The sequence below is a fragment of the Mycobacterium sp. NGS17 genome, from assembly GCF_059813205.1.
In genome coordinates this window covers 508,613-531,845 of sequence record NZ_JCALED010000002.1, presented here as the reverse complement: position 1 = coordinate 531,845, position 23,233 = coordinate 508,613, and the positions used below count along the sequence as shown (strand labels likewise).

Sequence of the window (23,233 nt, the reverse complement as noted above, 5' to 3'; positions counted from 1 at the left end):
GAAGGAATGTACTAGATCATGGCGCCTCCGCGGAAGCATGAAACCGATGTGATCCTCGACGCGGCCCGGGCGCTGGTGCTCGACGGCGGCCCGCGCGCGGCCAGTGTGGCCGCAATCGCGAAAGCCAGTGGCGCACCCGCGGGCACGCTGTATCACCGGTTCGGCAACCGCGACGGCATCCTGACGGCCGCGTGGCTGCGGGCGCTGGAACGCTTCCAGACGCGGGCACTGGCCGCCGACGGCGACACCCCGACCGACACCGCCGTGGCGATGGCCGTGTCCGCCGTCGGCTTCGCGCGCTCCCTGCCCGAGGACGCCCGGCTGTTGTTGACGATCCGGCCCGGCGACCTGCTCGACGACGAGCCGGACGCCGCGTTCCAGCGGACGCTCGCCGCGATGAACGCCCCGCTGACGCGGCGCGTCGCCGATCTGGCAAAGCAGTTGTATGGGAACGCCAAACCGCGATCGATCGACGCCGTCGCGCGGGCGGTCGCCGACCTGCCGTATGCGGTGGTGCGCCGCCACGCGCACGATGACCCGATGCCGGCCTGGCTGGAAAGGGACGTGGCGGCGTCGGCCCGGGCCGTGCTACAGAGCTTTGGCGAACGCCCGTAGCGACTCGACTTGCATGGGATCCAAAGAGGGACGGACGTTTTCGTGGGCGGCTGCGAGGTCGGCGGCCGTCACGTCGGTGGCGTCGATGGATCGGCGCATGGCGGTCAGTGCGGCCTCCCGCAGCAGCGCCACGCAGTCGGCGGCGCTGTAGCCGTCGAGTCCTGCCGCCACCCGGTCCAGCTCGACGTCGTCGCTCAGCGGAATGGATTTGCCCGCCGTGCGCAGGATTTCGTGCCGGGCCGCGGCGTCCGGCGGTTCGACGAAAACCAGCCGCTCCAGCCGGCCGGGGCGCAGCAGCGCGGGGTCGATCAGGTCCGGCCGGTTGGTGGCGCCCAGCACGACCACGTCGCGCAGCGGGTCGACACCGTCGAGCTCGGTCAGCAGGGCGGCCACCACCCGATCGGTCACCCCCGAATCGAAGCTCTGCCCGCGCCGCGGCGCCAGCGCGTCCACCTCGTCGAGGAACACCAGCGACGGCGCCGAATCCCGGGCCCGCCGAAACAGCTCGCGCACAGCCTTTTCCGAGCTGCCCACCCATTTGTCCATCAGCTCGGAGCCCTTCACGGCGTGCACGGACAGCTGCCCGGTGCTGGCCAGGGCCCGCACGATGAAGGTCTTGCCGCAGCCCGGTGGCCCGTACAGCAGCACCCCGCGCGGCGGCTCCACGCCCAACCGCGCGAAGGTGTCGGGATGCTGCAGCGGCCACAACACCGCCTCGGTCAGCGCCTGTCTGGCCTCGGCCATGTCGCCGACGTCGTCGAGCGTGATGTTGCCGACGCTGACTTCCTCACTCGCCGAGCGGGACAACGGCCGGATGACGGTCAGCGCACCGGCCAGATCCTCTTGTTTCAGCTCGGGCGGTTGGCCGTCGGCGCTGGCCCGCGACGCCGCGCGCAGCGCCGCCTCGCGCACCAGCGCGGCCAGGTCGGCGACGACGAAACCCGGTGTACGAGAAGCGATCTCGTCGAGGTCGAGGTCGCCGGTGGGCACGTTCCGCAGCAGCGACTCCAGCAGCGCTTTGCGGGTGCCGGCGTCGGGAAGCGGCAGGGCCAGCTCGCGGTCGCACAGATCGGGGGCGCGCAGCCGGGCGTCGAGCTGGTCGGGTCGCGCCGACGTGGCGATCAGGGGGACGCCCTCGCTGGCCACGGCGGTACGCAGCTCGGCCAGAATCAGCGAGGCGACGGGTTCGGCGGTGGCCGGCAGCAGGGCGTCGACGTCGGTGATCAGCAACACGCCGCCCCCGTCGCGGACGGTCTGCACGGCCGAAGCGACTGCCTTGAGCCGGTTTTCGGCGCCCAGCGCGCCGACCTCCGGGCCGTCCAGGGTGACCAGCCTGCGGTCGCCGCACACCGCGCGCACCAGCGTCACCTTGCCCACGCCTGCCGGACCCGACACCAGCACGCCCAGGTTGGCACCGGCGCCCAACGCCTTGAGCAGGTGCGGTTCATCGAGCGCCAGCTTGAGCCATTCGACGAGCTTGGCCGCCTGCGGCTGAGTGCCTTTCAGTTCCTCGACGACCATCTCCGGCCGGGCGATCTCGACCGAAATCTGCGGCGCGGCCCCGGCGCCGAACGGCACCCCGGCGCCCCAGGTGACCAGCGAGTTGGGTTGCACGCTCACCGGTCCCGCGGGATCGACGCCGGTGACGGTGAGCAGCTCCGAGGTCCAGCTGATGCCCACCGCGGTGGCCAGCGCGCGGGTGGCCTCCGACGTCGAGGTGCCCGGACCCAGGTCGCGGGGCAGCAACGACACGGCGTCGCCCACGGTGATCACCTTGCCCAGCAACGCTTGTCGCAGCGTGACCGGCGTGACCGACTGGGTGGCCAGCGCCGAGCCGGACAGCGTCACCGACCGCGCGCCGTAGACGGTGACGGTGCCGACGACCACCGCGGTCCCCTCGCGCAGTCCCGCGTTGGACAGCGTCACGTCGTCGAGCAGCACGGTGCTGACCGGCGTGTCCGGGCCGGCCAGCCCCGCGACGGCCGCCGTGGTGCGCGACCCGATCAGCGACACCGCGTCCCATTCCCGAATCCCCAGTGCGGCAATGGCATTCGGGTGCAAGCGGATGACGCCGCGCCTCGAGTCGACGGCGGAGGTGTTCAGCCGGGCTATCAGGGTGAGCTGACGGGCCGAGCTGTCACTCACGGCAAGCGCCTGCCCGGCTTGCGCAGGCCCAGCCGCGCCACCGACCGGCGGTTGGGCTGCGCCCGGCGGATCGCCCGCCGCGCGGCGCGGCGCTGCTTGGGTGCGTCGTCCCACGCCTCGGGGTGCGCGGCCAGCCAGCGCGAGTTGCGGATGGCGAACGGTATGTGGCACAGGTAGGCGACGATGATCACCCAGATCAACATGTAGGGGGCCAGCACCGCGGCCGCCGCGCAGATCGCCAAGACCGCCAGCAGGGGCGCCGCCCAGCTCGGCGGCACCGCGACGGCGTGCATCTTGCGCATCGGGATCTTGCTGACCATCAGTATCGAGGTCCCGGTGATCCAGATGCACAGGAACAGCGGCGACGTCCACCAGCCGTCACCGAACTGCAGCTTGAGTCCGATGAGACCGATCATCGAGATCGCGCCGGCCGGCGCGGGCATGCCGACGAAGAATTCGTGCGCGTAGGAGGGCTGGGTGCCGTCGTCCTGTAAGGCGTTGAACCGCGCCAGCCGCAACACCACGCAGACCGCATAGAGCAGGATCACCACCCACCCGGCCGGCGAGGTGGTCAGCAGCGTCACGTACAGCACGATCGCGGGCGTCACGCCGAAGTTCACCGCGTCGGCCAGCGAGTCGATCTCTTCGCCCATCCGCGACTGGGCGTCCAGGATGCGGGCCACTCGCCCGTCGAGTCCGTCCAGGATGGCGGCCGCGGCGATCAGCGCCATCGCCGCCTTGGGCTGGTGTTCGAGGGCGAACCGGATCGACGTCAGCCCCGCGCACACGGAGAGCACCGTCATGGCGCTCGGCAGGATCTGCAGGTTGACCGCCGGGCGCCCGCGCGGCTTGCTGATCATCGCAGCTCGGCCAAGACGGTCTCGCCGGCGATCGCGCGCTGGCCCACTTTCACCAGCGGTTCGCAACCCGCCGGCAGGTAGGTGTCCAGCCGGGAGCCGAACCGGATCAGGCCGTAGGTGTCACCGATCGACAGCTTGTCCCCGACGTGCGCGTCGCAGATGATGCGCCGGGCGAGCAGCCCGGCGACCTGCACCGCGACCACGTCCGCGCCGCTGGCGGTGCGCAGGTGCAGGCTGGTGCGCTCGTTCTCGGTGCTGGCGGTGGCCAGGTCGGCCGAGCCGAACCGGCCCGGGCGGTGCTGCACGGCGAGCACCTCGCCACTGACCGGGGCGCGCTGCACGTGGGCGTCCAGCAGCGACAGGAAGATGCTGACTCGCGGCAGGGGGGCGTCGCCCATGCTCAGTTCGGCGGGCGGGGCGGCGAAGTCGATCACGCAGACCTCGCCGTCGGCGGGAGCGACGATCGCTCCGGGCCGGGTGGGCGGCACCCGCGGTGGATGACGGAAGAATCCCGCGCAGGCGCCGGCGGCCAGCAGGCCCGCCCGTCGCACCCATCGGTGCTTGCGGCCGACGAGGGCCAGCGCCAGTCCGGCGCCGATGAACGGCCGCCCGGCCGGATGGACCGGCGGGATGGCGGAGCGCACCAGCTCCAGCGCATGTTGCGGGCTGAAGCCGGGGTCTTGAGCCGAGGGGCCGATAGTGCGGGGGCGTCGTGCCACGCGGCCATCTTAGAGCCCACGGCTGATTCGTAGCCGCCCGCAAAGGGAACGCCCACCTTCGACATGCAAACGGACGATCGGCGCGCGCCGCAGTTGCCCCGGGCGAAGGTGACGGTCACCGCCGTATTCATCGCGCACGGTTTGGTGTTCTCCTCCTGGGCCGCTCACATTCCCCACGTCAAGGCCGAGCTCGGCCTGTCCGATGCGGCGCTGGGAACCGCGCTGTTCGGCGCGCCGCTGGGGTCGGTGGTGGCCACGCTGCTCAGCCACTGGGCGCTGCCGCGCTGGGGCAGCCACCGGCTGATCCCGATCACGGTGGCGGGCTATGTCGCGGCCGGAACGACCGTGGGCCTCGTCGGATCCGCCGCCGCGCTGTTCGGTGCGCTCGCGCTGTGGGGGTTTTTCCAGGGGGCGCTGGACGTCGCGATGAACACCCAGGCGGGCACGGTCGAGCGCCTCGCCATGGCTCCGATCATGGCGCGATTCCACGGCATGTGGAGCGTCGGGGCGTTGGCGGGGGCGTTGGTGGGCGCGGCGTGCGTCAGCGTGGGCGTCGGCCTGACCGCCCAGCTGGCGGGGCTGGGGCTGGTCGTCCTGATCGTGGTGGAACCGCTGACCCGTCGCCTCATCCCCGACGCGGCCGACGCCGCCGCGTCACCGGCACCGGCGCGCGGCAGGCGCGCCTGGATGACGCCGGCGGTGGCGATCCTGGCCGCGGTGTCGTTCGCGTCGTTTCTGTGCGAAGGCGCCGCCACCGACTGGTCGGCCAACTACCTGCGCAGCGTCGTCGGCGCCGGCCCGGGCGTCGCCGCGCTGAGCTACGCCGCCTACACGTGCGCGATGGTCATCACCCGGTTCGGCGCACCCCGGCTGCACGCGCGGGTGTCCAGCCGCCGGCTGCTGCCGGCGCTGGCGCTGGTGGCCGTCGTGGGCGTGAGCGTCATGCTGGCCGCCGCCGACTCCTGGGTCAGCGTGCTGGGTTTCGCCACCCTGGGCGTCGGTGTGGCGCTGCTGGTGCCCACCGCCTTCAGCGCGGCCTACGGCGCGAGCGGCGCCGGATCGGCGATCGCCCTCGTGGCCGCGACCGGCTGGCTGGGCTACCTGCTGGGGCCGCCGTTGATCGGCCACCTGTCCGGCCGGGTGGGGCTGTCGGCGGCGCTGGTCACCATCCCGGTGATGATGTCGGTCGTCGGCGTCGCGATCCGTTGCACCCCGGCTTTCGACAAGGCCGACGAGTTCCATCGGGACGTGGCCACGCCCGCCGGTTAGACCTCGCTAGCGCAGATCCCACACCTGCAGCTTGGTTCCCTCGGGCACCTCGACGACGTCCTCGGGGATGTCCAGCAGGCCGTTCGCCGACGCCAGCCAGCGCAGGTGGTGCGACGCCGGCGGTCCGTAACTGGTGACCGTGCTGCCGTCGTCGTCGAGCACCGCGCGCCGGAATTGCCGCTTGCCGCGCGGCGACGTCAGCGACTCGGCGAGGACGGCCGTGCGGTGCGGGCGTTCGGGGTCCGGCAGGCCCATGGCCCTGCGCAGCGCGGGCCGGATGAACACCTCGAAGGACACCAGCGCGCTGACCGGGTTGCCCGGCAGCGTGACGATCGTGGCGCCGGCCACCCGTCCCACACCCTGCGGCATGCCCGGCTGCATGGCGACCTTGACGAATTCCACGCCCTGGTCGCCCTCGCGCCCGAAGGCGTCCTTGACCACCTCGTAGGCGCCGGCGCTGACGCCGCCGCTGGTGATGATCAAATCGGAGTCGGCCGCGTATCGGTCGATGATCGAACTGAATTGCGCCACTTCGTCTTCCGCGGTCGCGACGGCGACCAGGTCCGCGCCCGCATCCCGGACGGCACCGGCCAGCATGATCGAGTTGGACTCGTAGATCTGCCCCGGCAGCAGCGGCGTGCCCGGGGTCACCAGCTCAGATCCGGTCGAGATCACCAGCACGCGCTGGCGCGGGATCACCGGCAACTCGGCGATGCCCAGCGCCGCCACCAAGCCGAGCACCGCCGGCGTCACGACCTGACCCTGACGCAGGACCGTGGTGCCGGGGGAGACGTCCTCGCCCGCGCGGCGGATGTGCTTGCCGGCCGTGCGGGGAGCGCGGATCGACACCACGTCCGCGCCGCCGTCGGTCTCCTCCACCGGCACGACCGCCGTCGCCCCGGCCGGCAGGGGCGCGCCCGTCATGATCCGGTGCGCCGTGCCGGGCTGCAGCGTCAGTTCGTCGGTGCGCCCGGCCGGAATGTCCTCGGCGACGCGCAACACCACCGGGTTCTCGGGCGTGGCGCCCGCCGTGTCTTCGGCGAGCACCGCGTAGCCATCCATTGCGGAGTTGTCGAAGACCGGCAGCGCCAGCTGCGCCACCACGTCCGCGGCCAGCACCAGGCCCTGGGCATCGGGCAGCGGGACCGCGGCCGGCGGGCGCGCGCGAATCAACCCGGTGACGATCCGCTGATGTTCGGCGACTGAGCGCATCGGAGCCATTATCTCCCGTGTCAGACCGGGAAGCTGACGCCGGTGAGTTCTTCGGAGACGGCCCAGAGCCGGCGCTGCAGCTCCGCGTCGTGGGACTGGGCGCTGGATTTCACGAGCTTCGGGCGGCCACGCTGCTCGAGGAAGCCGGACGGGCCGTAGTACTGCCCGCCCTCGACGGCCGGGTCGGTGGCGGCCCGCAGCGTGGGCAGCGCGCCCATGGCCGGGCTCTGGAACAGCACCGGGCCCAGCACGGCCTGCACCGGCCGCAAGACGCTTGGCAGGTTGCGGGCCAGCTCGGTGTTGGAACCGCCCGGATGCGCCGCGACGGCAATGGTCTTCGCGTCGGCCTTGGCCGCCAGCCGGCGCTGCAGCTCGTAAGTGAACAGCAGGTTGGCGAGCTTGGATTGCCCGTAGGCGGCGATCCGGTCGTACCCGTGCTCGAACTGCAGGTCGTCGAAGTGGATCGCGGCCCGCAGCCGGTGCCCGAGGCTGCTGACCGTCACCACCCGCGAATCCCGCACCACCAGCAGGCTTTCCAGCAACAGCCCGGTCAGCGCGAAGTGGCCCAGATGGTTGGTGCCGAACTGCAACTCGAACCCGTCTGCGGTGACCTGCCTGGGCGTCCACATCACCCCGGCGTTGTTGATCAGCAGGTCGATGCGCGGGTAGGACGCGCGCAGCGCGTCGGCGGCCGAGCGGATCGCGTCCAGGGAGGTCAGATCCAGGTGCTGCAATGTGACGTCTACTTTTCCGCGCCCTTGGCCCCCGGCGGCGACGATGCGCGACAGCGCCGCGTTGCCCTTCTCCAGGTTTCGCACGGCGAGCACGACGTGCGCGCCGCGGCAGGCCAGTACGGCGGCCGTCTCGTAACCGATGCCGGTGTTGGCGCCGGTCACGACGACGACGCGGCCGCTCTGATCCGGGACGTCACCCTCCGACCATGAGCGGGTCTGGGCGTCGTTGGAAGGCATGGCCCAAAACATACCCATCGGTTCTGCTGACGAGCGGATCGGCGGGTGGGCACGGCGACGTATGGTGAGAACGTGATCACCGGTTTGGCTCACACCGGGGTGTGCGTTCCGGATTGCGAGGCCGCGGTGGCGTTCTACCGCGATGTGCTCGGGCTGCGTGTCCTCTCGCCGCCATATGTCATGTCTGGCAACGCCATTCGCGACGACATGGGTGAGCTGGTGGCCGATCCCAGCATGAAGGCGGCCATCCTCGGATTCGAGGATGACGGTGACAGGGTGCTCGAGGTGATCGAATACCTCGGAGCCGACGGCGGGCCCCCCGATGAGGGGCGTACGCTGACCGATCCCGGGCTCTCGCACGTCGGGCTGGTCTGTGCGGACATCGACGCCACCCGGGCTGAACTGGAGTCCAAGGGGGTGCGCTTCCTGGTCAGCGGAATCGCGGACGTCGCGCGGGTTCGTACCACCTGGTTCGTCGATCCATGGGGGGTGGTGTTCATCCTGGTCGAAAAGAGCCGGCCCGAGCGACCGTACTTCGCGCAATGGACGTAGCGGCCCCGAAGCCGTCGGTCGGGATCATCGGCGCCGGCGCCGGCGGCATCGCGATGGCGATCCAGCTCGCCGACGCGGGCTACGATTTCACGATCTTCGACCGGGCCGACGGATTCGGTGGAACCTGGCGCCACAACACTTTTCCGGGCGCGGCCTGTGACGTCCCGTCCCATCTGTACTCGTATTCCTTTGCGCCCAACCCGCGTTGGAGCAAGACCTATGCCAATCAGCCCGAGATCCTTGCCTATCTCGAGAGGGTGGCGGCCGAGCACAGGCTGGCGGGGCGCCTAAGGGCCAACACCGCGATCACCACCGCGCGCTGGTCGGACTCGCGGCGCCGCTGGACGCTGACCAGTGCTGACGGCCGACAGCACGACTTCGATGTGGTGGTCAGCGCTGTCGGCATGCTCGATGTGCCGTATGTCCCGGACATTGTGGGGGACAAGCGATTTCGCGGACGCCGATTTCATTCCTCGCGCTGGGACCACAGCAAGTCGACGGACGGCGAACGCGTCGCTTCCATCGGCACCGGTGCCAGCGCGATCCAATACGTGCCCGCGATAGCGCGAAAGACGGCCCACCTGACCGTGTTTCAGCGAACCCCGATATGGATCGCGCCGCGATTCGACTTCCCGTTCACCACCGACCAACACGAGCTGTTCGAACGCGAACCGGCCGCCGCGCAGAAGCTGCGCGATGAGGCCTTCGACGCTTACGAGTCGGCCAGCTTCGACGTTGACCACCCACAGACCCTCGAAGCGACTGAGCTCGCCCGCAGTTACCTGGCCCGCAAGGTAACCGACCCCGAGTTGCGAGCGAAGCTGACGCCGAACTATCCCGCCGGATGCAAGCGGCCGCTGATGTCGCGCGAGTGGTACCCCACGTTCGCGCTGCCCAATGTCAGCCTGGAAACGACCCTGATCGCCGAATTGACCGAACGCGGGGTCCGCACCGCCGACGGCGTCGAACACCGCGTCGACACCATCATCTACGGCACCGGGTTCACCGCCGCCGACTATCTGGCCAGCATCGACGTGTACGGATCCGGCGGCCGCCGCCTTCGCGACGACTGGAGTGACGGCGCCGAGGCTTACCTGGGCACACTGGTGACGGGGTATCCGAATTTCTTTGTGCTGTATGGCCCCAACACCAACGGCGTCAACTCGATCATCTACATCCACGAGGCGCAGACCACCTTCGTCCGGCACATCCTCGAGGTGATGGGCGGCCGCGGGGCGCGCACCGTCGAGGTGACGGCCGAGGCGCAGCGCCGCTACAACGACGAGATCCAGGCCGCGATGGCGGGCAAGGTCTGGCTGGCCTGTACCAACTACTTTCGGCATCCCAGTGGGAAGGTCGTGACCCAATTGCCCTATAGCGGAAGGGCATTCTTCGAGCGCACTCGCCGAATGGTCGCCGAGGACTATCTGCTGTGCCCGTAGTCCGCGCTCGCGTTAGTGCAAAGGTCTACTGCACCCAGAAATTATCGTGGCGGATGAACCACTCCCGGCGCTCGTCGTCGGTCATGTCGGCCAGCGCCGCGAAGCCCTCGAAGTAGGCCTCACGGGGTGCGCCGGGTGCGAACAACATCAGGATCGACGCCGGTTCGTCCGCCTCGTTGCGGAAGCCGTGCACGCCGCCGGGCGGGACGTACAGGAAGTCGCCCTGATGTCCGTCCGCCCACTGTGTGCCGTCGTAGAGCTTCATCGTTCCGGACAACACGAAGAACGCCTCGGACATGGCGCGGTGGAAGTGCGCCGGGGGCCCGCCGCCGGCCGGGGCGATGTCGACGCGGTAGAGGCCGTAGTCGCCGGCGGTGTCTTGCTGGTTGGCCAGGTAGTGGTACTTGACCCCGGACGTCTCATAGTCGGGCGGCTGATCGGCCCGCTTGAGCCAGGCGCTGATCTCCGGTTCGTCTTTGGTGTATCGGGCGGGTGGGTAGGGCGGCACGACGAGGGACATGGTTCCAGTGTGCGCATAGCATCGCCGGTGTGGACCGATCGCCCGCCGAAGATGTTCGCGTGCAACGGCTGCTCGACGCCGAACGCAAAGCCGCGCAGCTGTTCGACGAGATCGAGCGGCGGGCCATGATCCGCCCCGGGCTGGCGGAGAAGGAACTCTCCGACCGGATCCACCACCTCGCCGGCGAGATGTTCGGGGTGACCCGGCACTGGCATCGGCGGATCGTGCGGGCCGGGGAGAACACGCTGCAGCCGTTCCAGGAACGCCCGCCGGACCGCGTGATCGTCGACGACGACATCGTTTTTCTCGACCTGGGCCCGATCTTCGAGGAGTGGGAGGCCGATTTCGGGCGGACGTTCGTGCTCGGCGGCGACCCCCACAAGGCGGCCGTTCGCGACGCCCTGCCGCGCGTGTGGGAGGCCGGCCGCGAGCACTTCGCCGGCCACCCCGACATCACCGGCGCCGAGCTGTTCGACTACGTCGTCGGGGTGGCCGGCGCCGAGGGGTTCGAGTGGGGCAGCCGCATCGCGGGCCATCTGATCGGCGAGTTCCCGCACAAGAAGATCGCCGGCCCGGGCGTCGAGTGGTACATCATGCCCGGGTCGACGAAGCCGATGCGCCGCACCGACCCGCGCGGCCGCATCTGCCACTGGATCCTGGAGATCCACCTCATCGATCGCGCGCGCGGCTTCGGCGGCTTCTACGAGCAGCTGCTCGACGTGAGCTAAACGGGGTACGTCACGCCGGTCAGTTGCTCCGACACCGTCCACAACCGGCGCTGGCGATCGGCGTCGTGGGACTTCTTGCTGGAGCCCACGATCGTCGGGTAGCCGCGCGTCTGCCCGAAGCCGTCGGGCCCGTAGTACTGCCCACCGAGCACCGCGGGGTCGGTGGCCGCACGCAGGGTGGGCAGCGCGCCCATGGCCGCGTCCTGAGCAACCCTCGAGAAGAACAAGTCGACAGCGGGCTTCAGCAGCGTGGGCGTGTAGCGGCCCAATTCGGTGTTTGAACCACCGGGGTGCGCGGCCGCGGCGATCGTCGTGCCGTGCTGGGCAAGCCGTCGCTGCAGTTCGTAGGTGAACAGCAGGTTGGCGAGCTTGGCTTGCCCGTAGGCGGCCACCCTGTTGTAGCGGCGTTCCCACTGCAGGTCATCGAAGTGGATGTCGGCCAGGATGCGGTGGCCGACGCTGCTGACCGTGACGATCCGCGAGCCGGCGACCGGCAGCAGCCGGTCCAGCAACAGGCCGGTGAGGGCGAAGTGGCCCAGGTGGTTGGTGCCGAACTGCAGCTCGAAGCCGTCCTTGGTGTTCGACTTCGGCGTGTACATCACCCCGGCGTTGTTGATCAGCAGGTCGATGCGGTCGTGCGCGGATCGCAGCTGCTCGGCCGCCGCCCGGACCGACGCCAGCGACGTGAGGTCGAGTTCGGTCAGCGCGACGTCCGCATGCGGGCTCTGGGCGGTGATCCGTGCCGCCGCTTCCTTGCCCTTGTCCAGGTTGCGCACCGCCAGCACCACATGGGCGCCGTGGTCGGCCAGCGCCAGGGCCGTCTCGTAGCCCAGGCCGGTGTTGGCTCCGGTGATGACGGCGACCCGTCCGGTCTGGTCGGGAATGTCCGCGGTGGTCCACTTGCCCATGAGAGGCTCCTTGAACTTGTAAAGTAAACGGGGCGATCGCTCCGGTTGATTGTGCCACTATATGGAACGCACGCCCCGCTTTGCAATTTCTTTGGTTCGAGGAGTGAACAGATGGCGCAGCCCGCACGGCCGCTGCGCGCCGATGCCGCGCGCAACCGGGCGCGCGTGCTGGAAGTCGCCTACGAAACCTTCGCGGCCGAGGGTCTCGCGGTGCCCATCGACGAGATCGCGCGGCGGGCCGGCGTGGGGGCCGGCACCGTCTATCGGCACTTCCCGACGAAGGAGTCGCTGTTCCAGGCGGTCATCGAGGACCGCATGCAGCGGCTGGTCGACGACGGCCGCGCCCTGCTGGATTCCGAAGGGTCCGGCGAGGCGCTCTTCACCTTCCTGCGGTCGATGGTGCTGCACTGGGGCGCGACGGACCGCGGCCTGGCCGACGCGCTCGCCGGGCTCGGCATCGACATCGCCACCGCCGCCCCCGACGCCGAGGACGCGTTCCTGGCCATGCTCGACGAGCTGCTACGGGCCGCGCAGCGCGCCGGCTCCGCGCGCTGCGACATCGGGGTGCGCGAAGTGAAGGCGATCATGGTCGGGTGCCAGGCGATGGAGGCCTACAACTCGGACTTGGCCGAGCGGGTGACCGACGTCGTCGTCGACGGTTTACGCGTTCGGCGATAGGGCTGACCAGTTCTTGCACTCGACATAGGCGAGTGCTAAGAATGACGTTGGCACTCGCGACCGGCGAGTGCTAGGTCGGGACGGTGAGGCCAGGGCCGCGCCAAGCGGAAGACACCTAGCCGTCCGTCGCGGGCACTGCACCCGGCCACAGCGTTGATGGGGCGACCCGACAAGCGGTCGCCCTGAGTGTCACCCCATATATTCGGAGGAATCACTTCGCAATGGCCAAGACAATTGCGTACGACGAAGAGGCCCGTCGCGGCCTCGAGCGAGGGCTGAACGCCCTCGCCGACGCGGTAAAGGTGACGTTGGGTCCCAAGGGCCGCAACGTCGTCCTGGAGAAGAAGTGGGGCGCCCCCACGATCACCAACGATGGTGTGTCCATCGCCAAGGAGATCGAGCTGGAGGACCCCTACGAGAAGATCGGCGCCGAGCTGGTCAAGGAAGTCGCCAAGAAGACCGACGACGTGGCCGGTGACGGCACGACGACGGCCACGGTTCTGGCCCAGGCGCTGGTCCGCGAGGGCCTGCGCAACGTCGCGGCCGGCGCCAACCCGCTGGGTCTGAAGCGCGGCATCGAAAAGGCCGTCGAGAAGGTCACCGAGACCCTGCTCAAGTCGGCCAAAGAGGTCGAGACCAAGGACCAGATCGCTGCCACCGCGGCCATCTCCGCGGGCGACCAGTCGATCGGCGACCTGATCGCCGAGGCGATGGACAAGGTCGGCAACGAGGGCGTCATCACGGTCGAGGAGTCCAACACCTTCGGCCTGCAGCTCGAGCTCACCGAGGGCATGCGGTTCGACAAGGGTTACATCTCGGGCTACTTCGTCACCGACGCCGAGCGTCAGGAAGCCGTCCTCGAGGACCCCTTCATCCTGCTGGTCAGCTCCAAGGTGTCGACCGTCAAGGACCTGCTGCCTCTGCTGGAGAAGGTCATCCAGGCCGGTAAGCCGCTGCTGATCATCGCCGAGGACGTCGAGGGCGAGGCTTTGAGCACCCTGGTCGTCAACAAGATCCGCGGCACCTTCAAGTCGGTGGCCGTCAAGGCCCCCGGCTTCGGTGACCGCCGCAAGGCGATGCTGCAGGACATGGCCATCCTCACCGGCGGCCAGGTCATCAGCGAAGAGGTCGGCCTGTCGCTGGAGAGCGCCGACGTCGCCCTGCTGGGTAAGGCCCGCAAGGTCGTCGTCACCAAGGACGAGACCACCATCGTCGAGGGCGCCGGTGACTCCGACGCCATCGCCGGCCGGGTGGCCCAGATCCGCAGCGAGATCGAGAACAGCGACTCCGACTACGACCGCGAGAAGCTGCAGGAGCGCCTGGCCAAGCTGGCCGGCGGTGTTGCGGTGATCAAGGCCGGGGCCGCGACCGAGGTCGAGCTCAAGGAGCGCAAGCACCGCATCGAGGACGCGGTCCGCAACGCCAAGGCCGCCGTCGAGGAGGGCATCGTCGCCGGTGGTGGCGTGGCCCTGCTGCACGCGACCCCGTCGCTGGACGAGCTGAAGCTCACCGGTGACGAGGCGACCGGCGCCAACATCGTCCGCGTGGCGCTCGAGGCTCCGCTGAAGCAGATCGCCTTCAACGGCGGTCTGGAGCCCGGCGTTGTGGCCGAGAAGGTCCGCAACTCGCCCGCCGGTACCGGCCTGAACGCCGCCACCGGTGAGTACGAGGACCTGCTGAAGGCCGGCGTTGCCGACCCGGTGAAGGTCACCCGTTCGGCGCTGCAGAACGCGGCGTCCATCGCGGGCCTGTTCCTCACCACCGAGGCCGTCGTCGCCGACAAGCCGGAGAAGGCGGCCGCACCCGCGGGCGACCCGACCGGTGGCATGGGCGGCATGGACTTCTAAGTCCGCAGTCAACGGAAAGCCCGGTCCCCGTGTGGGGCCGGGTTTTTCGTGTGCGCCGAGCGTGAACTCAGGGCGGGATTCCGGCGATTTGCCCGCCCTGGTTTCACGTTCGGCGCGCCGGGCCCGAAACCCGCCTTGTACGTTGAACGCCGTGGCCCTTCCGACTCCCTCACCCACCAGCACCGCCGTCGTGACCGGCGCCTCGTCGGGCATCGGCGCCGACATCGCCCGCGAGCTGGCCGCCCGCGGACACGGCGTCACGCTGGTCGCCCGCCGCGAAGAGCGGCTTCGCGAGCTGGCCGACGAGCTGGCCGGCCGCGTCCGCGTCGAGGTGATCGCCTGCGACGTCGGCGATTCCGCCTCCCGCGCCGATCTTTTCGAGGAGGTCGACCGTCGCGGCCTGACCACCGACATCCTGGTCAACAATGCCGGCATCGGCACCATCGGCTCGGTGACGACCACGTCCGTCGACGACGAGATCGCCCAGGTGCGGGTCAACGTCGAGGCCGTCATCGATCTGACCACCCGCGCGGTCCAGCGGATGGTGCCGCGCAAGAAGGGCGCGATCCTCAACGTCGGATCCACCGCGGGCTATCACCCCTTCCCGGGGCAGGTGGGCTACGCCGCCACCAAGGCGTTCGTGATCACCTACACCGAGGGGCTGCGCGGCGAACTCGCCGGCACCGGGATCACCGTCGCGCTGCTGAACCCCGGCCCGGTGCGCACCGAATTCCTGAAGAGCGCCGGCATGGACGAGCGGACCTTCGCCGACGCGTTCCCGAAGTTCCTGTGGATGCCGGCGCGGGACGTGGCACGCACCGGCATAGACGCGCTCGACGGCGACCGCGGAACCGTGATCCCCGGCCTGCCAAGCCAGATCAGCACCAGGCTGTTTCAATTCATGCCGCGGCGGGTGCTGTTGCCGTTACTGAAGAACCAGCATCCGGGACTGCGCAGGGACCGGTCAGTGGGCTAAGGGCCAGGGCCGCATCCAGCCCTCCACCGGCAGCGCGAGCGCGTTGCACAGCGTGCAGATCGTGCGATACCAGCCCACGGCCGTGAGCAATTCGATGCGCTGCTCGTCGTCGAGAAAGCCGCCCAGCGCGCTCCACGTCGCCTCCGACCAGGTGCCGGTGCGCTCGAGTTCGTCCACCGCCTCGATCAGCGTCCGCTCGGCCGGGCTCCACCGCGGGTCGTCGGGGCCACCGGTGACCAGCGCGTCGCACTCGTCTTCGCTGACGCCCGCGATCGGGCCCCAGAACGCCGCCTGTCCGCCCCACTCGTACTGACAGCGCAGCAGCGCACAGCTGCGAAGGATGGCGATGGTCCGCGTCCGGCCCGGCAAAAGCGCTGCGAAATAAAGGGATTCGCCGAGCTTACGCAAACGGGAGGCCAGCGTCGGATGGCGCTGCAGGCAACGCACCAACAGCAGCGGCTCATAGGTGCGATCGGGGTGGCCCCAGCTGTTGATGCCAGTGGAATCTTCTTCGCTCCACGGTGGAGCGAGCGGTGCGACGCGGCTCACGGATGAGACTGTACGGCCCTGGCCCGATGGCGGCGACCCGCTAGCCCGGCAGCGAGAACACCACGCAGTCGTGCAGGCAGCCCCTCGCCGCGCCGGGGGAGTCGGCGTCGCGGTGCAGCAGCGCGCGGGTGGGAACCACGGTCAGGCGGGCGGTATCCGCGCCGGCGTCGGTCACCGAGGCGGTGCCGTCGACGATCAGCGAATAACCGCCGGGTTCGGCGGGCGGCCACACCAGGGTCACGTCGGCGCGCCGGGCGAGGTTGTTGCGGGTTCGCCCGCCGATGAGTCCGACGTCGAGAGTGGCCTCGCGCAGCTGCGGCTCGACCGTCACGGTGTGCGCCCGGTAGTCGTCGTCGACCGTGATCAAGTAGGCGTATGGGTAGTCGGCCAGCGCGTTGGCCAGCGCCTGGAGATCGACCTTCTTCTTGGTGCGCATGACCTTCCAGGATAGGCGCGGGATCTACTGCGGCACCGGGCGCGTGACGGCGGCGCCGGCGTTGGCGAAGCCGAGGTTACGCAGCACCTCGTTCCAGGGCGGCAACTTGGCCACGGCCGCCGAGGCGTCGGCGTGGTAGCCGAACATCGCCGCCACGTCCGAGGCCCACATCTGCTCATAGGCGGCCTCGATGTCGGCGATGGCCGGGGTGTTCTGGCCAAGGTGGTTGTTGGCCGCCAAGGCCGTCACCAAGGCGCGGTTGGCCGCCACCACCGCGGGCTGCACCGTGGCGGCAAGCGCCACCTCGAATGCGGTGGCGATGGCCGACGCCTGGTGCGAGACCGCCTGGGCCTGCGCGGCCGCTGCGCTGAGCCAGCTCACGTATCGGCTGGCCACGGACATCATGGCCGTCGACGATGCGCCCTGCCACGACCCGCTGGCCAGATCCGAGGTCACCAAAGAAAATGACGATGCCGACGAGGCCAACTCTCCGGCCAGCCCGTCCCATGCCGCCGCGGCAGCAAGCAGCGGCCCGGGACCGGGACCGGAAAAAATAAGTGCCGAGTTGACCTCTGGCGGCAACCACGCAAAATGCGGGTTCGTCACCGACCCAACTTAGCTGCTATATGCCGCTTTTCGCGGCGTTATCCCGCGGGTACGGGAACGGGCTGACGCCCACGCACCAACTTGCCTGGACGGGCGTCGGTCGGGACGCCGTTTTCGGCGATCACTTCTCCGGCCACGATCGTGGCGACATACCCTTCGGCGGTCTGATCCAGGCGCCGGCCCCCGGCCGGCAGGTCGTAGCTGATCATCGGCTTGTGCAGCCGAAGGGCGGCGTGGTCGATGACATTGAGATCGGCCTTGTAGCCGACCGCGATGCGCCCGCGGTCACCCAGCCCCGCGATGCGGGCCGGCACCGAGGTGAGCTCGCGAACCGCTTCGGGCACGCTGAACCGACCGGCCTTGCGGTCGCGCGCCCAATGCGTCAGGAAGTAGGTCGTGTAGCTGGCGTCGCAGATCATCCCGTAGTGCGCGCCCCCGTCGCCGAGGCCGAGCACTACGTCGTCGCGGTGCAGCAGCTCTCCGACGGTGTCCAGCGAATTGTTCTGCAGGTTGCTGGTCGCGACCAGCAGCATGGCCCGGCCCTCGTCGTCCAGCAGCCGGTCGTACGCCTCTTCCATCGGATTCACACCCTTGGCGCGGGCCCGGGCACCGATGCTGTTCGAGGGGTCCGGCTCGTAGTCGGGGTTGTCGCCCAGCGGAAAGATCCAGTCCCACATCTGCGTCACGAACAGGATCGGGTGACCCTGGCCTGGCGTGTCGGCCAGGATGCGGGCGCGGACCTCGGGCTTACGCATCTCGGCGACCCGCTCGTCCAGCGGCAGGTGCGCGATCTCGCGGTAGCTGGGGTAGAGCACGAAGGGGTTGGCGGACAGCTGCAACCCGATGATCAGACCGATCGGCCGCGGCAGCAGCTGCGCGCTGACGTCACCACCGGCCGCGTTGGCCTTCTCGATCATCGTGATGGCGTCCGGCCAGGTCGGGTCGCCGGCGTTGGCGACGACGAGGGTGAAGGTGACGGGCAACCCGACGTCCTCGGCGACGTCGAACACCGTCTGCAGCACGGGTTGGTACCCGCCCGACGGGATGTCGGGAACGAACTGCAGCAGGCCGCCGCCGCCGTCCACGACGCCGCGGGCGATCTCCTCGATCTCCTCCCGGGCGGCCTCGTAACTCGGGATGGGCGAACCGCTTTCGGTTTTGTGAATGGTCAGCCGCGACGACGCGAAGCCCAGCGCGCCGACCTCGATCGCCTCCTTGGCCAGTTGGCGCATCTTGGCCAGGTCGTCCTCGGTCGCCGGTTCGCGGTCAGCGCCGCGCTGGCCCATCACGTACACCCGCAGCGGCGAGTGCGGCAGGTACGCGGCCACATCGATGTCGCGCTTGCCGGACTCGAGCGCGTCCATGTATTCCGGGAACGTCTCCCACGTCCACGGCAGCCCGTCGGTCATGACCACACCGGGGATGTCCTCCACGCCCGCCATCACGTCGACGAGCACCTCGTGGTCCTCCTGGCGGCAGGGCGCGAAGCCGACCCCGCAGTTGCCCATCACCACCGTCGTCACGCCGTGCGCAGAGGACGGGGTCAGGCGCTCCGACCAGATGGACTGGCCGTCGTAGTGGGTGTGCAGGTCGACGAAGCCCGGGGTGACCAGTAGCCCGGTGGCGTCGATCTCCCGTGTGGCGGTCGCCCCGTTGATCGCGCCGACCGCCTCGATGACGCTGTCTTTCACCGCCACGTCGCCGACGAACGGCTCACCCCCCAGCCCGTCGACGATGGTGCCGTTGCGGATGATGAGGTCGTAAGTCATTCAAACAATCTACGACCGCGGCGGCGGGTCGTGCCAGGATCTTCTCCGTGATCGATCATGTGGGAATCAATTGCGCCGACTACGCCGAATCTCAGCGGTTTTACGACGCGGTGCTGGCAACGCTCGGTTTCTCCCGGCAGCTCGACGTGGGTCCGGCCATCGGGTACGGGCGGGCGGGCAAACCGACGTTTTGGATCTCCGAGGCGCCGGCGGGACCCAATCGGGAAGTGCACCTGGCCTTCGAGGCCGCCGACGAGGCCGCGGTGCGCGCCTTCTATGCGGCCGCCGTCGAGCTCGGCGCCGAAGCACTGCATGCGCCGCGGCTCTGGCCGGAATACCACCCCGGCTACTTCGGGGCGTTCGTGCGCGACCCCGACGGCAACAACGTCGAAGCGGTCTGGCACGGCACCCTCCCGTAGTGTCGCGAGTATGGCCAGCACCGACGACGCCGCCGTCCTGCACGAGCTGCTGCGCGACGCGTTCACCCGGTTGATCGAGCACGTCGATGAGATCACCGACGGGTTGACCGACGAGGAATCCGGCTATCGGCCGACGCCGAACGCCAACAGCATCGCGTGGCTGCTGTGGCACAGCGCTCGGATCCAGGATCTTCAGCTGGCCGACGTCGCCGGCGTCGAGCAGGTGTGGTTCCGCGACGGCTGGGTGGACCGGTTCGGCCTGGACCTGCCGCGCGACGACACCGGTTACGGACACGGGCCCGACGAGGTGGCCAAGGTGCGGGCGCCCGCGGACCTGCTGTCCGGCTACTACCACGCGGTGCACGAGCTCAGCCTCGAATACGTCGCCGGGGTCACCGCCGAAGAACTGGCCCGCGTCGTGGACACCAACTGGGATCCGCCGGTGACGGCCGGCGCGCGTTTGGTGAGCATCATCGACGACTGTGCCCAGCACCTCGGGCAGGCCGCGTACGTGCGGGGCATTCAGTAGATTCGCGGGCGTGCGTTTCGCGGCGACCCTGTTGTTGTGGCTCATCACCACGCTCGCGTTGGCGGTGACGATCCCCGCGGCGTGGACGCAGCTGCACGTCGTTGACGCCGACGGCTACGCCGCGCTGGCGCAGCAGGCGGCGACGGATCCCGCCGTCCAGTCGGCCATGGCGTCCGAACTGAGCAGCCGGGCAATGACTCTCATCGCCGAGCGTGGCGGGGGCCGCTCTGAAGTCGAGGGTTCCGAGGTGCAGGAGGCCGCGCGCGCCTTCACCGCCGGCCCGGCGTTTCCGCCGCTGTTCGCCCAGGCGAATCGCGCGGCGCACGGCTGGTTGTTCGGCGACCCAGGGTCCGGCAAAGACGGCAACCAGTGGGCGGTCGACGTGGCGCCGATGCTCAACGACGGCTCGATCCAGCCGCTGCTCGCCCGCCACAACGTGGCAGTCCCCGCGAAACTCAGTGTCCCGCTGACCGTTTCGGTGCCGCATTCGATGCAGCAGGGGCGGCTGAGCCGGTTGTCCACCTGGGGCCCGTGGATCACCTTGGGTGCGGCCGCGCTGTGCGGCTTGTGCGCGCTGCTCACGGTGGCGGCCGCGCGCCGCCGCGGCAAGGCGTTGAGCAGCCTGGGCATCTCGGCGCTGCTCGTCGGTGCGGGCGGCTGGGCGGGCATCGAGGTCGCCGGCCGCTACGTCCACGATGCGCTGAATCGCACCACCGGCAACGTCCGGCAAGTCGCCGAGGCGATGATCGAACACGCCGAAGCCGGTCTGCACCAATGGCTTGACGCGACGTTGATCGGTGGCGCCGCGTTGGTGGCGATCGGCGTGGTGGCCGCGATGCTGGGCAGTCTCGCCCACAAATCGTGAGGGCGGCTAGCCGAAGGTGAACGAGAAGACCTGCAAGCCCTTGCTGACTCGCATGTCCAGCTGGTCGCGGTGCGCGGAGTCGTCGGCGACGATCCGGTGCAACGTGGGCGCTCCGCCGATCGGGGTCGTGGTGGTCTTGCCATCCCGCGTCACCGTGACGGTGCCGCTGCCGCCGACGACGGCGTAGACATCTTTCGCGGTGTAGTTCAGGCGGATGACGGAGTCGTCGCCGTCCGCCGTTGCCCCCTGGTTGTCCAGGCTCCAGCGGCCGCCCAGGGCGAACTTGTCGTCGGCCAGGCGTGGCGGGAGGCTCAGCGTGGTGGCACCGGCTTTGTAATCCCCAGTGCCGCCGTAATTTTCAGACCGACCGACACCCAGGTACGTCTCGGGGGTGAGCCGGGTCTGCGGCGTCATGTCGGCCGAGTTCGTCGGCGCGGGCAGCGCGACGCCGGGATGCGCATCGAGCAGAAGCTTGCGGATCAGCTTTTCGGTGTCGTCGTAATCGCCCTCGCCGAACTTGCTGTGCCGCACTTGCCCATTCGCGTCGATCAGGTACTCGGCCGGCCAATACAGATTCTGAAAGTTGTTCCACGTCGCGTAGTCGTTGTCCAGCGCAATGGGATAGGTGATGTGCAGATCGGCGGCGCTGGTGGCCACATTGGCCGCCACCCGCTCGAAGGCGTACTCCGGGGTGTGCACCCCGATGACGAGGAAGCCGTTGTCGCGATACCGGTTGTACCAATCGACTACGTGCGGGATGGCGCGCTGACAGTTGATGCACGAATAGGCCCAGAAGTCGATCAGGATCACCTTGCCACGCACCGTCGCTGCGTCCAGCGGCTTGCCGTCGGGCGTGTTGAGCCATCCGGTGATGCCGGTCAGGGCGGGAGCCGGCCCGCACTGTTGCAGGCCGGCGGAGACGCCGGCGCAGTCGCTCAGCGCGCCGTTCGCTGGGGCACCGGGCGGGCTCAGCGGCAGCGCGCCGCCGCCGTTCGGCTGTTGCACGACGGCCGGTGCCAGGCTGCGCTGGATGTTGTTGGCCCCCAGCCTGTTCTGCATCGCCGTCGTGTAGTCGGGGACGGAGCGCTGCAGCATCGCGGGCAGGTTGAACACCAGCGCCACGGCCAGCACGATCATCGCGATTCCGCCGGCGACCTGGATCACCCGCTGGCGACGGCGGAATGCGGCCACGCGTTCGGCGACGCGCCGCCCGGCCAGCGCGAAGGCCAGCAGCGGCAACGCGTTGCCGGCGGCGAACGTCGCGGTCAACACGAGCGCGCCGAGCCCGATCGAGGACGTCCCCCCGGCCACCACGATCGCGGCCAGCACCGGGCCCGCACACGGCACGTAGAGCGCGCCCAGCGTCAGACCCACGCCGAAACCGTTTGTCCCCGAGCCGATTTGACGCTGCGGGAGGTAGGCGAACGGTCGCTCGATCAAGTGCTGCACCGGCGGGAAGATCAGGCCCAGGCCGATCAGGACCAACACCACCAGTGCGGCCCACCGGATCGCGTCCTGTGGCAGGTGCAGCGCCGTCAGCAGCGCCGAGCCGATCAACGTGGCGAGGCTGAAGCTGCACACCAGGCCCGCGATCACCAGGTATGGCCGCGCCGCCGAACGCGCGGTGGGTGTGCCGTCGCGGGTGCTTTCCATGCCGGACAGCAGAATCACCGGAAGCACCGGCAGGATGCACGGCGAGATGCCGGTGATCAGCCCGCCGAGAAACCCGATCAGGGCAATGGTTTGCACGCGCTACTCCGAGGGGCTCTTGGGTGCCGGACGATGGGTATGGTTACACCCTTACCTGTTTTTCGTGACCCCGGTGAGCCAGCACAAATCACGCGACGTGCGTTATGCAAATCACACAACGTGCGTTACGCTCAGCCGGTGGCGCAACTAACATTCCAGCGCGCCCGCACCGAGGAGAAGAAGCGCCAACGTGCGGAGGCCCTCGTGGAAGCGGCACGCTCGCTGGCGATGGAAACGGGCGTCGCGTCGGTCACCCTGACCGCGGTCGCCAGTCGCGCCGGGATTCACTACTCGGCGGTGCGCCGTTACTTCACCTCGCACAAGGAGGTCCTGCTGCATCTGTCCGCCGAGGGCTGGGTGCGGTGGTCGACCACGGTATCGGAGAAGCTGGCCGAGCCCGGCGCGAAGTCGCCCTTGCGCATCGCCGAGACGCTGGCCGAAGCCCTGGCCCAAGACCCGTTGTTCTGCGACCTGCTGGCCAATCTGCACCTGCACCTGGAACACGAGGTGGACGCGGAGCGGGTCATCGAGGTCAGGCGGATCAGCACCGCGGCCACACTGTCACTGGCCGATTCGATCGGCAGCGCACTGCCCGAACTCGGGCGATCGGGCTCGCTCGACATCCTGCTGGCCGCGTACTCGCTGGCCGCGACGCTCTGGCAGGTCGCGAACCCGCCGGAACACCTGACCGACGTCTACGCCGAGGAGCCCGAAGTCGTTCCGCCCGAGTGGAATCTGGACTTCGCGTCCGCCCTGACCCGCCTGCTGACGGCCACGTGCGTCGGGCTCATCTCGGGATCGCAATGAACGCAGAGAGGAGGCCGGGGGGCGTGGCTTGGCGAACTGCAACCGGTGAACGTGAAGGACTT

24 protein-coding genes are annotated in these 23,233 nt (G+C 69.4%); 12 read left to right on the top strand and 12 right to left on the bottom strand.

The annotated features are described in order from the left end of the window. Nucleotides 1–18: 18 nt before the first annotated feature. On the top strand, nucleotides 19–615 hold the full coding sequence (locus AC5Y7E_RS06690) for a TetR/AcrR family transcriptional regulator (protein WP_499917959.1): 597 nt from the start codon (nucleotides 19–21) through the stop codon (nucleotides 613–615). On the opposite strand, the gene AC5Y7E_RS06685 is transcribed toward AC5Y7E_RS06690, so the two are convergent. The 3 genes from AC5Y7E_RS06685 to AC5Y7E_RS06675 are packed head-to-tail and all read right to left on the bottom strand — an operon-like array spanning nucleotide 589 to nucleotide 4,339. Continuing rightward, on the bottom strand, nucleotides 589–2,760 hold the full coding sequence (locus AC5Y7E_RS06685; RefSeq protein WP_499917960.1) for an AAA family ATPase: 2,172 nt from the start codon (nucleotides 2,758–2,760) through the stop codon (nucleotides 589–591). The two genes, AC5Y7E_RS06690 and AC5Y7E_RS06685, sit on opposite strands and share 27 nt — an antisense overlap. Beyond that, complete coding sequence (gene pssA / locus AC5Y7E_RS06680) at nucleotides 2,757–3,620, bottom strand: CDP-diacylglycerol--serine O-phosphatidyltransferase (protein WP_499917961.1); 864 nt, start codon at nucleotides 3,618–3,620, stop codon at nucleotides 2,757–2,759. The genes AC5Y7E_RS06685 and pssA overlap by 4 nt, the downstream gene beginning before the upstream one ends. Next, complete coding sequence (locus AC5Y7E_RS06675) at nucleotides 3,617–4,339, bottom strand: phosphatidylserine decarboxylase (RefSeq protein ID WP_499917963.1); 723 nt, start codon at nucleotides 4,337–4,339, stop codon at nucleotides 3,617–3,619. Before AC5Y7E_RS06675 ends, pssA begins: the two co-directional genes overlap by 4 nt. Before the next feature lie 63 nt (nucleotides 4,340–4,402). On the opposite strand from AC5Y7E_RS06675, the gene AC5Y7E_RS06670 reads away from it, so the two are divergent. Further along, nucleotides 4,403–5,608 carry an MFS transporter gene (locus AC5Y7E_RS06670; protein ID WP_499917964.1) on the top strand — a complete coding sequence of 402 codons (1,206 nt, stop codon included), beginning with the start codon at nucleotides 4,403–4,405 and terminating at the stop codon, nucleotides 5,606–5,608. A 6-nt stretch (nucleotides 5,609–5,614) separates the two neighbouring features. On the opposite strand, the gene moeA is transcribed toward AC5Y7E_RS06670, so the two are convergent. Further along, nucleotides 5,615–6,820 (bottom strand): molybdopterin molybdotransferase MoeA, encoded by a 1,206-nt coding sequence (gene moeA, locus AC5Y7E_RS06665; protein WP_499917965.1) that lies wholly within the window; start codon nucleotides 6,818–6,820, stop codon nucleotides 5,615–5,617. Between the two features lie 20 nt (nucleotides 6,821–6,840). Continuing rightward, nucleotides 6,841–7,791 carry an SDR family NAD(P)-dependent oxidoreductase gene (locus tag AC5Y7E_RS06660; RefSeq protein ID WP_499917966.1) on the bottom strand — a complete coding sequence of 317 codons (951 nt, stop codon included), beginning with the start codon at nucleotides 7,789–7,791 and terminating at the stop codon, nucleotides 6,841–6,843. A gap of 72 nt (nucleotides 7,792–7,863) precedes the next feature. Here AC5Y7E_RS06660 and AC5Y7E_RS06655 point away from each other — a divergent pair, with 72 nt between their 5' ends. Both AC5Y7E_RS06655 and AC5Y7E_RS06650 read left to right on the top strand, forming a co-directional pair. After that, a complete protein-coding gene (locus AC5Y7E_RS06655) occupies nucleotides 7,864–8,343 on the top strand; it encodes a VOC family protein (RefSeq protein WP_499917967.1) in 480 nt (159 codons plus the stop codon). Beyond that, nucleotides 8,334–9,785, top strand: a complete 1,452-nt coding sequence (locus tag AC5Y7E_RS06650) for a flavin-containing monooxygenase (RefSeq protein WP_499948069.1) — start codon at nucleotides 8,334–8,336, stop codon at nucleotides 9,783–9,785. The genes AC5Y7E_RS06655 and AC5Y7E_RS06650 overlap by 10 nt, the downstream gene beginning before the upstream one ends. Nucleotides 9,786–9,810: 25 nt before the next feature. Here AC5Y7E_RS06650 and AC5Y7E_RS06645 read toward each other — a convergent pair whose 3' ends face one another. Then, nucleotides 9,811–10,305 (bottom strand): cupin domain-containing protein, encoded by a 495-nt coding sequence (locus AC5Y7E_RS06645; RefSeq protein ID WP_499917969.1) that lies wholly within the window; start codon nucleotides 10,303–10,305, stop codon nucleotides 9,811–9,813. Between the two features lie 29 nt (nucleotides 10,306–10,334). Here AC5Y7E_RS06645 and AC5Y7E_RS06640 point away from each other — a divergent pair, with 29 nt between their 5' ends. Further along, a complete protein-coding gene (locus tag AC5Y7E_RS06640) occupies nucleotides 10,335–11,033 on the top strand; it encodes a M24 family metallopeptidase (protein WP_499917970.1) in 699 nt (232 codons plus the stop codon). Here AC5Y7E_RS06640 and AC5Y7E_RS06635 read toward each other — a convergent pair. Then, nucleotides 11,030–11,941, bottom strand: a complete 912-nt coding sequence (locus AC5Y7E_RS06635) for an SDR family NAD(P)-dependent oxidoreductase (RefSeq protein ID WP_499948067.1) — start codon at nucleotides 11,939–11,941, stop codon at nucleotides 11,030–11,032. The genes AC5Y7E_RS06640 and AC5Y7E_RS06635 overlap by 4 nt on opposite strands. A 111-nt stretch (nucleotides 11,942–12,052) precedes the next feature. Here AC5Y7E_RS06635 and AC5Y7E_RS06630 point away from each other — a divergent pair, with 111 nt between their 5' ends. The 3 genes from AC5Y7E_RS06630 to AC5Y7E_RS06620 all read left to right on the top strand — a co-directional run bounded on the left by AC5Y7E_RS06630 (nucleotide 12,053) and on the right by AC5Y7E_RS06620 (nucleotide 15,442). Continuing rightward, nucleotides 12,053–12,619, top strand: coding sequence for a TetR/AcrR family transcriptional regulator (locus AC5Y7E_RS06630; RefSeq protein WP_499917972.1), 567 nt, complete (start codon nucleotides 12,053–12,055; stop codon nucleotides 12,617–12,619). A 221-nt stretch (nucleotides 12,620–12,840) separates the two neighbouring features. Next, nucleotides 12,841–14,466, top strand: coding sequence for a chaperonin GroEL (gene groL, locus AC5Y7E_RS06625; protein WP_007768358.1), 1,626 nt, complete (start codon nucleotides 12,841–12,843; stop codon nucleotides 14,464–14,466). A gap of 151 nt (nucleotides 14,467–14,617) precedes the next feature. Next, nucleotides 14,618–15,442: an SDR family NAD(P)-dependent oxidoreductase gene (locus tag AC5Y7E_RS06620; RefSeq protein ID WP_499948066.1), complete on the top strand. Its 825-nt coding sequence runs from the start codon at nucleotides 14,618–14,620 to the stop codon at nucleotides 15,440–15,442. Here the strand turns inward: AC5Y7E_RS06620 and AC5Y7E_RS06615 are convergent. From AC5Y7E_RS06615 to AC5Y7E_RS06600, 4 genes are read right to left on the bottom strand one after another with little or no spacing between them, the layout of a single operon-like run. Beyond that, nucleotides 15,431–15,991 (bottom strand): carboxymuconolactone decarboxylase family protein, encoded by a 561-nt coding sequence (locus tag AC5Y7E_RS06615; protein WP_499948064.1) that lies wholly within the window; start codon nucleotides 15,989–15,991, stop codon nucleotides 15,431–15,433. The genes AC5Y7E_RS06620 and AC5Y7E_RS06615 overlap by 12 nt on opposite strands. Nucleotides 15,992–16,031: 40 nt before the next feature. Further along, entirely contained in the window at nucleotides 16,032–16,427 is a 396-nt protein-coding gene (locus tag AC5Y7E_RS06610; RefSeq protein ID WP_499948063.1) for a pyridoxamine 5'-phosphate oxidase family protein, read from the bottom strand. Between the two features lie 24 nt (nucleotides 16,428–16,451). Beyond that, entirely contained in the window at nucleotides 16,452–17,033 is a 582-nt protein-coding gene (locus tag AC5Y7E_RS06605; protein WP_499917977.1) for a PPE family protein, read from the bottom strand. 38 nt (nucleotides 17,034–17,071) lie between these two features. After that, nucleotides 17,072–18,802, bottom strand: a complete 1,731-nt coding sequence (locus AC5Y7E_RS06600) for an N-acyl-D-amino-acid deacylase family protein (RefSeq protein ID WP_499948062.1) — start codon at nucleotides 18,800–18,802, stop codon at nucleotides 17,072–17,074. Nucleotides 18,803–18,849: 47 nt separating this feature from the next. Between AC5Y7E_RS06600 and AC5Y7E_RS06595 the strand changes: the two genes are divergently transcribed. From AC5Y7E_RS06595 to AC5Y7E_RS06585, 3 genes are read left to right on the top strand one after another with little or no spacing between them, the layout of a single operon-like run. After that, nucleotides 18,850–19,221 (top strand): VOC family protein, encoded by a 372-nt coding sequence (locus AC5Y7E_RS06595; RefSeq protein WP_499948061.1) that lies wholly within the window; start codon nucleotides 18,850–18,852, stop codon nucleotides 19,219–19,221. A gap of 10 nt (nucleotides 19,222–19,231) precedes the next feature. Then, nucleotides 19,232–19,750: a mycothiol transferase gene (locus AC5Y7E_RS06590; RefSeq protein ID WP_499948060.1), complete on the top strand. Its 519-nt coding sequence runs from the start codon at nucleotides 19,232–19,234 to the stop codon at nucleotides 19,748–19,750. A 10-nt stretch (nucleotides 19,751–19,760) separates the two neighbouring features. After that, a complete protein-coding gene (locus tag AC5Y7E_RS06585) occupies nucleotides 19,761–20,615 on the top strand; it encodes a hypothetical protein (RefSeq protein WP_499948058.1) in 855 nt (284 codons plus the stop codon). 6 nt (nucleotides 20,616–20,621) lie between these two features. Here the strand turns inward: AC5Y7E_RS06585 and AC5Y7E_RS06580 are convergent, their stop codons facing one another. Then, entirely contained in the window at nucleotides 20,622–22,364 is a 1,743-nt protein-coding gene (locus AC5Y7E_RS06580; protein ID WP_499948057.1) for a cytochrome c biogenesis protein DipZ, read from the bottom strand. Nucleotides 22,365–22,484: 120 nt separating this feature from the next. Here AC5Y7E_RS06580 and AC5Y7E_RS06575 point away from each other — a divergent pair, with 120 nt between their 5' ends. Further along, on the top strand, nucleotides 22,485–23,171 hold the full coding sequence (locus AC5Y7E_RS06575; RefSeq protein WP_499917988.1) for a TetR/AcrR family transcriptional regulator: 687 nt from the start codon (nucleotides 22,485–22,487) through the stop codon (nucleotides 23,169–23,171). The last annotated feature ends 62 nt before the right edge of the window (nucleotides 23,172–23,233 follow it).

Coding starts and splice junctions, on each gene's coding strand:
- AC5Y7E_RS06690 (WP_499917959.1), top strand. CDS start 19: ATGGCGCCTCCGCGGAAGCATGAAACCGATGTGATCCTCGACGCGGCC.
- pssA (WP_499917961.1), bottom strand. CDS start 3,620: ATGATCAGCAAGCCGCGCGGGCGCCCGGCGGTCAACCTGCAGATCCTG.
- AC5Y7E_RS06670 (WP_499917964.1), top strand. CDS start 4,403: ATGCAAACGGACGATCGGCGCGCGCCGCAGTTGCCCCGGGCGAAGGTG.
- moeA (WP_499917965.1), bottom strand. CDS start 6,820: ATGCGCTCAGTCGCCGAACATCAGCGGATCGTCACCGGGTTGATTCGC.
- AC5Y7E_RS06660 (WP_499917966.1), bottom strand. CDS start 7,791: ATGCCTTCCAACGACGCCCAGACCCGCTCATGGTCGGAGGGTGACGTC.
- AC5Y7E_RS06650 (WP_499948069.1), top strand. CDS start 8,334: ATGGACGTAGCGGCCCCGAAGCCGTCGGTCGGGATCATCGGCGCCGGC.
- AC5Y7E_RS06645 (WP_499917969.1), bottom strand. CDS start 10,305: ATGTCCCTCGTCGTGCCGCCCTACCCACCCGCCCGATACACCAAAGAC.
- AC5Y7E_RS06635 (WP_499948067.1), bottom strand. CDS start 11,941: ATGGGCAAGTGGACCACCGCGGACATTCCCGACCAGACCGGACGGGTC.
- AC5Y7E_RS06630 (WP_499917972.1), top strand. CDS start 12,053: ATGGCGCAGCCCGCACGGCCGCTGCGCGCCGATGCCGCGCGCAACCGG.
- groL (WP_007768358.1), top strand. CDS start 12,841: ATGGCCAAGACAATTGCGTACGACGAAGAGGCCCGTCGCGGCCTCGAG.
- AC5Y7E_RS06610 (WP_499948063.1), bottom strand. CDS start 16,427: ATGCGCACCAAGAAGAAGGTCGATCTCCAGGCGCTGGCCAACGCGCTG.
- AC5Y7E_RS06600 (WP_499948062.1), bottom strand. CDS start 18,802: ATGACTTACGACCTCATCATCCGCAACGGCACCATCGTCGACGGGCTG.
- AC5Y7E_RS06590 (WP_499948060.1), top strand. CDS start 19,232: ATGGCCAGCACCGACGACGCCGCCGTCCTGCACGAGCTGCTGCGCGAC.